General features: G+C 59.8%; 12 protein-coding genes. 6 read left to right on the forward strand and 6 right to left on the reverse strand.

The window, feature by feature from the left end:
* Nucleotides 1–248: 248 nt before the first annotated feature.
* Nucleotides 249–836, reverse strand: coding sequence for a hypothetical protein (locus ACVKN3_RS07425; protein ID WP_354516683.1), 588 nt, complete (start codon nt 834–836; stop codon nt 249–251).
* 323 nt (nt 837–1159) lie between these two features.
* Between ACVKN3_RS07425 and ACVKN3_RS07430 the strand changes: the two genes are divergently transcribed.
* Nucleotides 1160–2386: a glycoside hydrolase family 30 beta sandwich domain-containing protein gene (locus ACVKN3_RS07430; protein WP_456991486.1), complete on the forward strand. Its 1227-nt coding sequence runs from the start codon at nt 1160–1162 to the stop codon at nt 2384–2386.
* Nucleotides 2387–2563: 177 nt separating this feature from the next.
* Here the strand turns inward: ACVKN3_RS07430 and ACVKN3_RS07435 are convergent, their stop codons facing one another.
* Nucleotides 2564–3016, reverse strand: coding sequence for a hypothetical protein (locus ACVKN3_RS07435; protein ID WP_354516681.1), 453 nt, complete (start codon nt 3014–3016; stop codon nt 2564–2566).
* Nucleotides 3017–3674: 658 nt separating this feature from the next.
* On the opposite strand from ACVKN3_RS07435, the gene ACVKN3_RS07440 reads away from it, so the two are divergent.
* A complete protein-coding gene (locus tag ACVKN3_RS07440) occupies nt 3675–4538 on the forward strand; it encodes a class I SAM-dependent methyltransferase (RefSeq protein WP_354516679.1) in 864 nt (287 codons plus the stop codon).
* Nucleotides 4539–4745: 207 nt separating this feature from the next.
* Nucleotides 4746–5156, forward strand: coding sequence for an ester cyclase (locus tag ACVKN3_RS07445; RefSeq protein WP_354516677.1), 411 nt, complete (start codon nt 4746–4748; stop codon nt 5154–5156).
* Here the strand turns inward: ACVKN3_RS07445 and ACVKN3_RS07450 are convergent.
* A complete protein-coding gene (locus ACVKN3_RS07450) occupies nt 5124–5405 on the reverse strand; it encodes a DUF3320 domain-containing protein (protein WP_354516712.1) in 282 nt (93 codons plus the stop codon). The two genes, ACVKN3_RS07445 and ACVKN3_RS07450, sit on opposite strands and share 33 nt — an antisense overlap.
* A gap of 310 nt (nt 5406–5715) precedes the next feature.
* On the opposite strand from ACVKN3_RS07450, the gene ACVKN3_RS07455 reads away from it, so the two are divergent.
* Complete coding sequence (locus ACVKN3_RS07455; protein WP_354516675.1) at nt 5716–8295, forward strand: TonB-dependent receptor; 2580 nt, start codon at nt 5716–5718, stop codon at nt 8293–8295.
* Nucleotides 8296–8513: 218 nt separating this feature from the next.
* Here ACVKN3_RS07455 and ACVKN3_RS07460 read toward each other — a convergent pair whose 3' ends face one another.
* A complete protein-coding gene (locus tag ACVKN3_RS07460; protein ID WP_354516673.1) occupies nt 8514–9746 on the reverse strand; it encodes an MFS transporter in 1233 nt (410 codons plus the stop codon).
* 154 nt (nt 9747–9900) lie between these two features.
* On the opposite strand from ACVKN3_RS07460, the gene ACVKN3_RS07465 reads away from it, so the two are divergent.
* Entirely contained in the window at nt 9901–10449 is a 549-nt protein-coding gene (locus tag ACVKN3_RS07465) for a TetR/AcrR family transcriptional regulator (protein WP_354516671.1), read from the forward strand.
* Between the two features lie 242 nt (nt 10450–10691).
* On the opposite strand, the gene ACVKN3_RS07470 is transcribed toward ACVKN3_RS07465, so the two are convergent.
* Entirely contained in the window at nt 10692–11021 is a 330-nt protein-coding gene (locus tag ACVKN3_RS07470) for a carboxymuconolactone decarboxylase family protein (RefSeq protein ID WP_354516669.1), read from the reverse strand.
* A gap of 44 nt (nt 11022–11065) precedes the next feature.
* A complete protein-coding gene (locus ACVKN3_RS07475; protein WP_354516667.1) occupies nt 11066–11479 on the reverse strand; it encodes a (R)-mandelonitrile lyase in 414 nt (137 codons plus the stop codon).
* Between the two features lie 122 nt (nt 11480–11601).
* Here ACVKN3_RS07475 and ACVKN3_RS07480 point away from each other — a divergent pair, with 122 nt between their 5' ends.
* A complete protein-coding gene (locus tag ACVKN3_RS07480; protein ID WP_354516665.1) occupies nt 11602–12507 on the forward strand; it encodes a LysR family transcriptional regulator in 906 nt (301 codons plus the stop codon).
* Nucleotides 12508–12628: the final 121 nt, after the last annotated feature.

A 12628-nucleotide genomic window follows, 5' to 3' on the forward strand; every position in this document is an offset into this window, starting at 1 on the left:
TACGGCTCCATGCACTCGTCCCCCTCGTTTCTTCCATGGCCGTTTCGCAACGATTCTTTACTCGCCCCTCGGCGATATTCAATCTTTCAATTTTTGGCGGTACTGACGCCAGGGAACGTGGGCGCCGTGGGTCGGTGGCACCACAGGCAGGGGATGGGCTCGACGGAACCGATCAGGTTATCGAGTCTTTCCATACATACTTTCAAGGTGAGGCCGGGACGTGGCCCTGGCGGTAGAACCGATATTGCCTATTCGTCCCTTGCCATCCATGGAGCCAGGACATGGTCGCCGTCCAGCCATCCACGAGGACGGTTGGCAGCCCACTCAATTTCGCGAGCCTGGGCGTCCGATAGACCACCCCCAGCCAACGCGTTGATGACGGCTTCTCGCGGCAGGCTCAAGAATCCTGGCTTTTGGAAAAGCAGCTGAAGATCTCTATCGCCCAGCTCATTGAGAATGGACATGAAGTTACGAAGGCGGTTGGTTTGAATTCGATCTTGACACTCGTCAAGATCACGCGCCGGGGTGTGGGCCTCACTATCCTTTGCGTCCTGGTCCCGTTGAAGGCCTCCGGATTGAAGCCCACCCGACATGAATCGCAAGAAATCAGGCCAATTGCCCGTACCGTGATGTGCCTTCGCTTGTTGAACGATTGTTCTGCCGAGCTGCGTAGGTATCCATACACCATAGCCATAGCCGGCAACCAGCCCCTTTCTCGATAAGCTTTCGAAGACCTTATCAGCGACGCCGATGTCCGACGACTCGCCGAACCCACACAGCGAAGCCAGCACATGCGCTTCTTGTCCAGGTAACGATTCGAAGTCGAGCGGATACATACGTGATCGCTTCATGGAAAGGTGCCCACGTGGAAGCGTCTCGACGGACTGTTCTTGAATGCGCAGTCCAAAGCATCCTTTCAGCTGCTTCTACGTGGCCGGAGCATAGCCAAACTACCGCCGTGCTACCTCACGCAAGGCGTGAGGTAGCGAAATATTGCGAAATCACGCGTTGACGCTTGTGCACGGCCAACAACGTTTGCAAGTACACGATCCATCTGAGTCACGCGTCGCACAATGCGAGAAACGCGGTTGTACACGTCATGGCGACCGTGTAGCTTCACGCGGAACCCTATTTTTAAGCGTGCAACACGCCAACGGAGATGAATATGACGCTACCCAAACTGGCGGGTACGCTAGCGGCCATAGCCGCTGCCATGCTTTCCATCGCACCCGTCCGGGCCCAGAACGTCACCATCGAACCGAGCCAGACCTACCAGACCATCGACGGGTTCGGCGGCATGAACGGGGCGGGATGGATATCGGATCTCAGTCCGGCGCAGGTCGACCTGGCTTACGGCAGCGGTGCTGGCCAGATCGGGCTGTCGATCATGCGCATGCGTATCGCCCCATCCAACGCTGACTGGAACCAGCAGGTGCCGTCCGCCGTGCGCGCTCACGCGCTTGGCGCGAAGCTTCTGGCGACGCCCTGGTCCCCACCGGCTTATATGAAGTCGAACAACAGTCTCGGGAACGGGGGCAAGCTGCTGAAGCAGTACTACGCGGCTTATACCAAGCACTTGTTGGATTTTTCGAACTACATGTCCACCCAGGGAGCACCGCTTTACGCCATCTCCCTGCAGAACGAGCCGGACTGGCATCCCGATTATGAATCAGCCGACTGGAACGGCGATGACTTCGTCAACTTCCTCAATGATCAGGGTTCCAACTTCAGCAACCTGAAGCTGGTGGCTGGTGAATCGTTGGGTTTCAACACCACGATCACCGACCCGCTGCTCAACAGCGCGACGGCGGGTCGCTATGTTTCCATCATTGGCGGGCATTTGTATGGGACGCATCCGAAGGAGTATCCGCTTGCGCGAAGCAAGGGAAAACAGCTCTGGATGACCGAGCATTACGTCGACAATATCGACGGTAACGCCTGGCCGGATGCGCTGGATGTAGCCACCGAGTTACACGAAAGCATGCTGTCCAATTACAGCGGTTATATCTGGTGGTACATACGGAGAAGCTACGGTTTGATTGGTGAGAATGGCATGGTCAGCAAGCGCGGCTATGTGATGGCCCAGTACGCTCGCTTCGTTCGTCCCGGTGCCGTACGCATTGGTGCTACCGCTCAACCCTATGCCGACATCGTTACCAGCGCTTACAAGTCGGCGGATGGGAAGATCGTGTTGATCGCGGTAAACACGGGAACGCATCAGCGCCAGTTGAAGGTCGACGTTAAAGACGACAGGAATGGTGATTTCGTCAAGTATTCGACGTCGTCGAGCGTCAACGTGGGGTATGGTGGCAAGTACGCTCTAAGTGGCGGGCAGGCTTCGTTTTATGTCGAACCGCAGAGTGTTACGACGTTTGTGCAGGAGTGATGGGGAGGGGCAATTCTTCGGCACCCTCGACGCCCGACCAGACATTCGATGGCCGCCTGGGCCATCGTCGTCTCCCCCTGCGGTGCTGTCAAACGAAAAACCTCCTTGTCTCAGCCCGTATCTTCATCTAATGCTTCCCGTCGAATGAAGGCTTGCATTCCTTAGTCGGACAGCCCGTTAACGCATCCTGGATCGAAACAGGTGGATCCGCAGGGTTATGAGAAGACACAAGAACAGGAGTGCAGTAAGGCCGGTTGCGCCATTAAGATATTCGAATGAGTAAACCCGGCCGGGGAAGACAACAACCATCAGGGGATAGAGCAAAATGATGCCTGCCGCCATCATGCAAAAAGACAAGCCGGCAACTCGTTTCGTCAATAAGAGCAGCCCGCCCAGGGCAGCTAACGCAGCAGCAAACATCCACGTCCCCCAGTAAATCCCCATGTGCGTCCTCCAACCCTCCGACGTAACCGCGCCGCTGTCCGCAGCCGGTACGAACTGTGCCGCGGTTCGACTTACACTCTCCATGCCGTGCAGGCCATAGGTGGCGCCGGCAAAAAAGACGAAGCCGACGACCAGTACTACGGCACCTGTGATTCTTAATACCATGTCGCCTTCCCTTTTATTCATGATGACGTGGCCTCGTCCACTAGACCGACATCGAGAAGATCGCCGAAATCTTCGAAACAGTGGTAGCAAGTCATCGTTATTGATGGCAATTCGTTAGCGCTACCTTGGCCACCACAGCGGTCGCGAAATACATACGAAATACATAGCAGCCGGCTCGTCGCATCAATCCTATCCGTCAACGTTGTCGACTCGAGTGTTTCACGCTCCTGCATGGATCATCCCCGCGTGTAGCACTGTACGCTGGAATCCCTGGCGGCATGTTCGGAGCATGGGTGCCAAAGCTTCATAAACCGCCGGTCCACCGCATCACGCGTGAGCCGTGGACTGGTTTCATTAGCAGCCGATTGGCGTCGGAACGGATAGCACCTAACACAACACCCTAACCCAGTTTCTGAGCATATCTTGACAGCCTGATATGGTCATCCGTCAATGCGCAGGTCTTTGCGACACGACCAGCCTCACCGCATGATTCTTCGTGACGGTGAGCGATCATGCGATAGGTGTGGGCACGCCAGCTCTGGAGCTGCGGAGTCTAATCGACTAAATGTCTTTGAAGAAAAGGATCCGACGATAGATGCGATTCAATCGCAGGCGGCTTGATATACGGTACTTAGCCAGTGAAGATGGCTCGCCTGTCAACGCAGAAGGCCACCCAGACATGTCAAGCGAAGAAACCTTGGGGGCGGCGCTCCATGCACTTGCTCTTGGTCGCCGCACCGAAGCTTCCACATTGCTCAAAGACGCGCACGGGCTGCACATGGCCCGTGCCCTGCTGGCTCTCGTAGGTTCGGACACGTCTACCGGCGCCTACGACCACGCCAAAGCATTTGAAGCATTCATTCGAAGCGGCGGCAATGTTGCGCTGTACAAAGCTGTGAGTTGCTTCCTCGCCCGGGCCTACGATCGCCACGGCCCCGTCTCGCTCCTGGATATCGGGGTCGGCGACGGGTTGGCACTCATCCCTGCCCTCGCACAGACGACCAACGCACCGAAAGTCATTGATGTCGTAGAACCCAATGCCGAGCTACTTCGCAGTCTTTCCAAACGCGTTGAGCTGCACGGGAATCATGCGATGGGCTTTGAAGCATTCGCGGAAGACCTGTCAGACGATGACCGGTGGGACATGGCGCAGTCCACGTTTGCCCTGCAGTCGGTTTCCCCGGACGTCCGCAAAGACGCGCTGCGGCGTCTGGCGACCCACGTTGGCGTGTTGGTGGTTGTCGAGTTCGATCTTCCCGTGCATGAGGCACGGAGTGAAGAACTCTACCGATCACTGGCGCACCGCTACGAACAGGCCGCCCAGGAATGCGGAGAAGACGCCAACCTTGTTGCCGCCGGTTTTCTCGGCCCCATGCTCTTGGGTCAACTCAGTGCCACCACACAGTCGAACTGGGAGCAAACAGTCGGCGCCTGGGTAGATGAACTGGCATCGTGCGGTTTTAAGGATATTGTCATTGAGCACATCCATGACTACAGCTGGGCCCCGGCTGTGGGCATCACGGCGCGGCCCGGCCACGCTTAGGCCTCTCTCCCTTCGACGGCCGACGCTACGACACCGGCCAACGCGACGTCCGTAAGCAAGTGATCGATCGATAAACGTCAGTGTCCCGAGGACCTGGAGAAAACCAACGCGGCTTGTTGCCACGAAGACGGAAGCAGCCCGGTTCACAGCAGGGGTATCCGGCCAATGATACCGTCTGCAGCATGCGAATCATCGAAGGATTTGGTCATGACTGCCCCGCTTTCCGAGCTATATACCGACTACCTCGCTTGCCTCAATACGCAGGATTGGGACAACCTCGCTCAATTCGTGGCCCCTGACGTCGTTCACAACGGCCGACCCTTGGGATTGGCTGGCTATAGACGGATGCTGGAGGAGAATTTCAGGGACATTCCCGACCTGCAATTCGTGTCCGAATTGCGCGTCGCCGAGCCTCCCATGCTGGCAGCCCGACTGGCATTTAACTGCACGCCCGTCGGCGACTTTCTTGGCCTACCCATCCATGGGAAGCGCGTCGCCTTCGCGGAGAACGTCATCTACGCCTTCGAGAACGGAAGGATCCGTGAGGTCTGGTCCGTCATTGACAAGGACGCCATTGAGGCTCAGCTACATGCGGATATAAGGAATCCAGGCCACTGAAAAACAGTCGGTGCCGTCGTCCATCGGTACACCGGGCATGGTGAGCCACACACCATCCTGCATCACGTAGTTCTGGCGTACCGCCACATCAATATTTTTTTCCACCGCTTCCTGAATGCGGCTGCCAGCGCGCTTGGCACCCCATGCGTCGCGGATGCGAGAAATGATCTCATCGGTGTGCACGGGTCCCTCGATGCCCACGACATCCACTGCGAGTTGGGTGAGGATGCCGGTCGGGGTCTCGTGGATGTCCTCGGTCCGATGCGCTGGCCGTGCGCATTCGCTTCCGCATAACGGTCAAAAGCGAAGTCACCCTCTTCCGCCCTCGCCTCACGTTCGATGGCCGCGGCCGCGTCTGCCTGCTCCCTTGATAGGACCTCTTCGGCGACACGCTCGTCGAACGCGGCTCGTGCCGCATCGATCTGTCGGAAGACCCGACGTTCCGAACACCTCTTGACCGCCCGGTGTGGACCGAGCCGGCCGCATGGCGGACGGATGTGTCCGCTGGCCTGGAGCACGACAGATCCGCAAGGCACTTTTCACGGGTTAAGTCCACGCCATGCGCATGCCCATGACGCCGCGGCCCCGCTTGACTACCCAACTTGCCCAATGTCCACGAATTGACACATCGGGCCGTCATAGTTCGCGCCGCGGCCCCTCGTCCGAGCGGCCGCCGCCCGTCCATCACTTGTTTCAGGCCGATCGCACCGGTCGTTTAGACATACCAAAGGCCTCACGCATGAAATTCATCCATCGAGGACACATCGGTCTCCTTTTGCTCGCCACGACCACGCCGACGCTCGCCATGGCTACCGAGCCGTCGAGCAGCGACGTCACACCGCAGGTGTCGCAGGAAGATCACGGCGATGCCGCCCCGCCGAAGCCGGCGAACGACCACGAAGGACCGAAGGCCAGCCAGTTGGACGCCGTCCAGGTCACGGGCAAGGCCGTAGGTTTCACCAACACCCAGATCCCGAAGGATGTCCTGAAGTTCGAGCCACCGCTCAGCAGCGTCACCGACGCGGTCAACATGGCACCTGGCGTAAACATTACCCAGGGCGGCGTGTTCGACAGCGACGACTACTCCACGGGCATCACGTTGCGCGGTTTTACCCAGGACCAGTTGGGCTTCACCATCGACGGCCTGCCGAACGGATCCGCCGGCTATGGCGGTGGCTCGAAGCCGAACCGCTTCCTGGACAGCGAGAATCTGGGCGCGGCAAGCGTGTCGCAAGGCACGGCCGACATCGGCTCGCCGTCCCTGCAGGCGCTGGGAGGCACCCTGAGTTACGTGTCCAACGACCCCGCCAAGGTAGCCGGCGTACGGGTCGATGAGTCGATCGGTCAGTGGAATGCGAAGCGCACGTTCGCGCGCTATGACACGGGCGCTCTGTTCGGCGGCAGTACCTATGGCTACATCAGCTACTCCAACACGCATAACAACCGCTGGATCGGGCATGGCCAGGCGGACAATGGGCATACCAGCCGCGACCACGTGGACGCCAAGCTGGTCACATACGCCACCGATCGCCTGACGATCACTTCGCGTGTGTCGTGGGACAACAGTTACGAAAACAACTACAACAGCGTCACCAAGGCGCAGTTTAACGACGATCCGAATTACGACTTCTTGACGACCCGCTGGACGGGAGACCCCAACACCGATCAGCAATACGTCAATGCATGGAACACCAAGCGCAAGAATGGGCTAGCGGGCGTCAAGTTCGACTACCAGGTCAATGACGATGCAGATGTCAGCTTCTATCCGTACTACCATTTTCAGGAAGGCTACGGCGGATGGATGCCTCCCTATCAGCTCTATGCGAGCGATGCGGACGGCGGGCTGGTAAATCGGTATCCCGCCGAGGGCGCCGACTTCGTGGACGCGTATTATCGTTCCCCGGATGGCACCGCCCTGGCCCAGCCCAAAGGTTGCGCCAATCCCTACGACGCCAGTTGCTATCCCGCCGGTTCAAACCCGATCAACAGCTTCCGTGCGAGCACCTACAAGAACAACCGATACGGGTTCCTGCTGAACGGCCATTGGGATATCGGCGGCAACCATCTGTATGCCGGTACCTGGCTGGAAGACCAGGACCGCCAGGCCGGACGCAAGTGGTACGCCGTGCTCGATACGGCGGCCTCATGGCGTTACGCGGGAAAGCCCTATTTCCTGCAGTTCGACGACAAACTGAAGACGGATACGCGCAAGCTCTTTCTTCAAGACAACCTGACCCTGGGTCCGATCGACGTGTCCCTCGGCGTGAGCAAGTACCTCGTGAACATCTCCGGCGACGACCTCATCGCTGGCAACCGTTTTGCCGAGAAGGATTTCAATTCCGACATCCTGCCGTCGGCCGGCGCCGTCTGGCACATCGATCCGCATTCGCAGGTCTATGCCAGCTATACCAAGAACTACGCACCTCCCTCGGACAGCGTCGTACAGGCGGCCGACGACGGCACCGACATCCGCTCAGTGAAGCCGGAGACGTCGTCAAACATCGACCTCGGTTATCGCTACCAGACCGATAGGTTGCAGGCCAGCATCGCCCTCTACCACGTCCGCTTCGCCAATCAGATCAACGAGATCACGCCTGAGTCCGAGTACACCCGCATCAATTACACCGTGGGCACCGAGGGGACCTACATCAACGTCGGCGGCATCGAATCCAAGGGCATTGAAGGACTGCTCAACTGGAGCATCGTCCCCAAGGCGCTCGATCTTTACGTGTCGGCGACGCTCAACCATTCCACCTACCTGCAAAGTATCAACGGCACAGAAAAGGGCAACAAGGTCACGGGCCAGCCGGGACGCATGCTCGGCGTGGGCCTGACTTATCACAACGATAACTTTCACGCCGGACTTTCCGCCAAGTACGTAGGTGATCGGTACGGCACCCTGGATAACAGCGAGAAGATGAATCCCTACACCGTCTTCGATGCAAACGTCGGCTACCACTGGGATCTTGCCGGAAAGTACGCCTTGGGCTCCTGGCTGAAATCGATGGACTTCAGCCTCGCCGTCACCAACTTCACCGACAAGCGTTACCTGGCAACGCTCGGCGACGACTCCACGCCCGGCTACTATTACATCGGCGCCCCTCGCACCGCCGTGCTGACGGTGTCGGCCCAATTCTGAAGCGAGGCTCAGTGCGCGCGCCACGCGTGCTTTCAGAAAAAAAAGGAGGGGGCGACCAGCCGCCCCCTCCTCTGGATAACTGTATTGCATGGTTTTCGTAGTGACGCCTTCCATGCAGGCGGTCCGCCTGGCATTTGACTCTACGCCCGTCACCGGACGAAATCGATGCACTGATGCGTAACTTGAGCGGGTTGCACGCAAGCGTAGACGCGGTTCGGTCAATGCATCGCCTGCAGCTTGCCCACAGGCTGGGTACCGTCATGCGCCCAGCGTGCCGCTGTCGCGGCCATGAGCAGCGCCAGTATGCCGCCAACCACCATGGCGCTCGACACGCCCAGGTGATCGACGGCCACGCCGCCGATGAGCGCGCCGCTGGCCAGTGCAATCTGCACGGTCGAGACAAACACGGCGCCACCGCTTTCCATGGCATCCGGCGCCGCCTGGAAGATCCAGGTCTGTACCGACATCGGCATCATGCCGAAGGCCACGCCCCACACCGCGATCGACAGCGACGCACCAGGCAAGCCGTAACCCAGTAACGGCAGGCCCAGCATCGACACGCCCAGCAGAACGCCGGTGGTGATCAGGCCAGCCCGTACGCTGCGGGAAAGGATCTTGCCGCCGATGACGTTGCCCGCCAGGCCAGCCGCGCCATAGACCAGAAGCAGCGTGCTGATGGTCTTCGGGTTGAGCAGGGTTACCTGGGCAAGGAACGGCGTGATGTACGTGTACGCGGCGAACTGGCCGGTGAAGACGAGCACCGTGATGTAGATGCCCAGCCGTGCTTTCGGCACACGCAGTAGCTGAGGCAGATGGTTGAAGGTCACGCTTTGCTTCGCCGGTAGCGAGGGCAGCAACCGCATTTGCGTCAGCAGCACCAGCACGGCAACCACACCGCCGGCCTGGAAGGCGCTACGCCACCCGAAGAGATCGCCAAGCAGCGCGCCCGCGGGAACGCCTGCCACCGTTCCGAGGGAGACACCCGCGAAGACGATCGACAGTGCCCTCGCCTCCGATCCCGGCGCGAGTCGCGTGCTCAGCGCCGGTCCAAGTGCCCAGAATCCACCCACACCGATGCCGAGCAGCGCGCGGCCGGCGAGCACCCATGGGAACGAATGCGAAAGCGCTACAACCAGGTTCGACACGAGCATCGTGGCGGTCAGACCCCACAGCACGTAGCGGCGGTCGGTCTTGCCGATGCCCACGGTCACCAGGACAGCCGCCAGTGCCGCGACCAGGCCCGGCCCGGTGACCATCATGCCGGCCACGCCTTCCGTCACACCCAGTTCGGCGGCGATGGCCGGTAGCAGGCCGACAGGGAGGAATTCCGTCGTCACTAGCGCAAACGCGCCGATCGCGATCGAAATCACGCCTGGCCAGGGGGAGTGATGGACAGCGGAGGACGGCTGCGCCTCGCCCACCGGACGAGGCATATCGGTATGATTTTTCATGGGATTCTTAGGAAGTTGAATTTCTTACTGATCGGTAATAATCTAGACCTCAACCCCTCCTGTCAATCATTTTTTATCGGTCGGTATGAAAGATCCCACTCGAAAAACGGGACGGCCGCGAACCTTCGATGCGGATACCGCCCTCGATAACGCCATGAAGGTGTTCTGGCAGAAGGGCTACGAAGGTAGTTCGCTACCCGAGTTGACCGAAGCCATGGGCATGAACCGGCCCAGCATGTACGCCGTGTTCGGCAACAAGGAAAACCTTTTCCGGCTCGCGCTCGAACGGTACGGCGTCATCCACGATCCCCTGCTTGACGCCGCGCTCGAGGAACCCACGGCGCGCGGCGTGGTGGAGCATCTGTTGCGCGGTAATGCGCATACCTTGACGGGAGAAGCCACGCCACGTGGCTGCATGGTGATCAATGGTGCACTCGCATGCAGCGATGATGCGCTACCGATTCGCCAGTCCCTGATCGATCGCCTCGCCGCGGCCGAGGTCCGTCTGCGCGCTCGCTTCGAGCGAGCCAGGGATGAAGGCGATCTGCCGCCGGATCTTTTGCCTGAGCAGGTGGCAAAGCTTGTTACGACTACGTCGAATGGCATAGCTGTACAGGCTGCCGCCGGCGCTAGCCGCGAGCAGTTGCAGGGGGTGGTCGATTTGGTGTTGCGGAGCTTTTCGGCTGTATCGCCGAGCAAGTGATCGTGCCGCGCAGGATCTTTACGTCCATACGAGCCGGTGCTACTCGGCTACCAGCAGCATCAAAGGGCCGGGGCTTGGCAATCACTCGGTTCGCGCTTTGCTCCTTTACCGCGCCCATGGGGTGACAGACGATGATGGCGGCGCTATGAGCGTCAGGCCCTTGACCCTTAGGTCGAAACAGATTGCCCACCACAGCCATGTGATATTGGTTTTTTTGGAAGGTAACCACAGCCTTACCGATGTCAAGGTGCCTTTAGGAAGGTCTCCCGAGCCTTGGCGATTGCCGACATCGCATTGGGCCAGCCACCGTAAAACGCCATGTGCGTAATCACTTCCACCAGTTCCTCGGAGGTCACCCCGTTCTCGACCGCACGAGGAAAATGAAAGCCGAGTTGCTCGGACTTACCCGTGACGATCAGCGCAGCGCATGTGATCAGGCTGCGATCTCGCTTGGAGAGTTCGGGACGCTCCCACACGTCGTCGAAAAGAACCTCGTCGCTCACCTGCGCGAGTTTGGGGGCGACATCACCGAATCCGGTGCGCGCAGCGGTCGTGGGTGTTTTCGGAGTCATTGCGAACCTCAGGTAGGTAGATCGGAGGAGAGCGGCTGCGCGGCTCAGTCGGCTTCGACCGGCGCGGTGTAGTCGGCCTCGCTGACCGGCTCCAGCCACGTTACGTTGGAACCATCCAGCGCCTCGGTGATGGCGAGGTGGGTCATGGCCGTTGTCTCGGTCGCTCCATGCCAGTGGCGCTTGTTACAACCGCATACCACGATGTCTCCCGCGCGAATTTCCTTCTTCGGTCCGCCCTCACACTGGGTCCATCCCAGTCCCGCGATGACCACCAGGGCCTGCCCCAAGGGGTGGGTATGCCAGTTGCTCCGCGCGCCGGGGGCGAAGTTCACGACGCCGACGCTCGCACGGCTCGGCTCCGGGACTTGCGCGATGGCGTCAATCCGAACCTGTCCGGTGAAGAAATCGGCTGAGCCCTGGACCGCGGCTTGGGACCCGTTTCGGATGATCTGCTGCATGGCTGGGGGGCGCTCTGGCGTTTGAATCATGACTATAGGCCGCCACCCATCCTTGAATAAGCCTGACTTTACTTCATGGAATATTGAGCTACGCTCAGCAATTCCTGATCGGGCCATGCGCTATGCCGCTTCCCAACCTCAACGACCTGGCGGCTTTCGTCGCGGTGGGCACCGAGCAAAGTTTCACCCGTGCGGCCGCCAAGTTAGGGGTAACGCCGTCGGCCCTCAGCCACACCCTGCGGGGTCTGGAGGAACGCCTCGGCATACGCCTCCTGGCTCGGACTACGCGCTCCGTGACTCCTACCGAAGCCGGGGAGCGGCTCCTGACGTCGCTGGCGCCTATGCTCGATGAGATCCAGGCTCAGATTGCCGCCCTGAGCGACCTGCGCGAACGGCCTTCCGGGACGGTGCGGATCACAGCCGACGAGCATGCACAGGAAACCTTGCTCTGGCCAAGGCTTCGCGCCCTGCTCCGGGATCATCCCGACATCCATTTGGAGTTGATCACCGATTACGGCCTGTCCGACATCGTGGCCGAACGTTACGACGCTGGCGTGCGCTTGGGCGGAATGGTGGCCAAGGACATGATTGCGATCCCGATCGGTCCGCCTATGCGCATGGCCGTCGTTGCCTCGCCCGGCTATATCGAGATGTACGGCATGCCCAACGCGCCCAGCGAACTGACCCAGCACCGGTGTATCAACCTGCGCCTTCCCACCCACGGGGGGCTGTATGCCTGGGAGTTCGATGAGGGCGGCCGAGACGTCCAGGTGCGTGTGGCCGGCCAGGTCACCTTCAACAGCGTCCATCCCATGCTGGAAGCCGCGCTGGGTGGCTTCGGATTGGCCTACCTCACCGCCACGATGGTTCAACCCCTTTTGGATCAAGGGCGGTTGGTTTCGGTGCTCTCCGAGTGGCTTCCGCCGTTCTCAGGCTATCACCTGTATTACCCCAGCCGGCGCCAGTTGACGCCGGCATTCCGGCTGGTAGTGGATGCCCTGCGGCACTCTGAAAGTTCCTCTGGTTAGCATCCGGCCACAGGACGGAGGTCTCACGATTCGAGATCAGCCAGTGCAATGCCAAGTCAGGGAGGAACAAACCAATGACGAACGAAACGATGATGTATGTCCGCCGGGGCGTGCCATGCGT

The organism is Luteibacter sp. PvP120 (assembly GCF_054055715.1).

What these genes read in the sequence shown, in the direction of transcription:
- ACVKN3_RS07480 (WP_354516665.1), top strand. Translation starts at nt 11,602, where the DNA reads ATGCCGCTTCCCAACCTCAACGACCTGGCGGCTTTCGTCGCGGTGGGC.
- ACVKN3_RS07435 (WP_354516681.1), bottom strand. Translation starts at nt 3,016, where the DNA reads ATGAATAAAAGGGAAGGCGACATGGTATTAAGAATCACAGGTGCCGTA.
- ACVKN3_RS07430 (WP_456991486.1), top strand. Translation starts at nt 1,160, where the DNA reads ATGAATATGACGCTACCCAAACTGGCGGGTACGCTAGCGGCCATAGCC.
- ACVKN3_RS07445 (WP_354516677.1), top strand. Translation starts at nt 4,746, where the DNA reads ATGACTGCCCCGCTTTCCGAGCTATATACCGACTACCTCGCTTGCCTC.
- ACVKN3_RS07475 (WP_354516667.1), bottom strand. Translation starts at nt 11,479, where the DNA reads ATGCAGCAGATCATCCGAAACGGGTCCCAAGCCGCGGTCCAGGGCTCA.
- ACVKN3_RS07465 (WP_354516671.1), top strand. Translation starts at nt 9,901, where the DNA reads ATGAAGGTGTTCTGGCAGAAGGGCTACGAAGGTAGTTCGCTACCCGAG.
- ACVKN3_RS07440 (WP_354516679.1), top strand. Translation starts at nt 3,675, where the DNA reads ATGTCAAGCGAAGAAACCTTGGGGGCGGCGCTCCATGCACTTGCTCTT.
- ACVKN3_RS07425 (WP_354516683.1), bottom strand. Translation starts at nt 836, where the DNA reads ATGTATCCGCTCGACTTCGAATCGTTACCTGGACAAGAAGCGCATGTG.
- ACVKN3_RS07470 (WP_354516669.1), bottom strand. Translation starts at nt 11,021, where the DNA reads ATGACTCCGAAAACACCCACGACCGCTGCGCGCACCGGATTCGGTGAT.
- ACVKN3_RS07455 (WP_354516675.1), top strand. Translation starts at nt 5,716, where the DNA reads ATGCGCATGCCCATGACGCCGCGGCCCCGCTTGACTACCCAACTTGCC.
- ACVKN3_RS07460 (WP_354516673.1), bottom strand. Translation starts at nt 9,746, where the DNA reads ATGAAAAATCATACCGATATGCCTCGTCCGGTGGGCGAGGCGCAGCCG.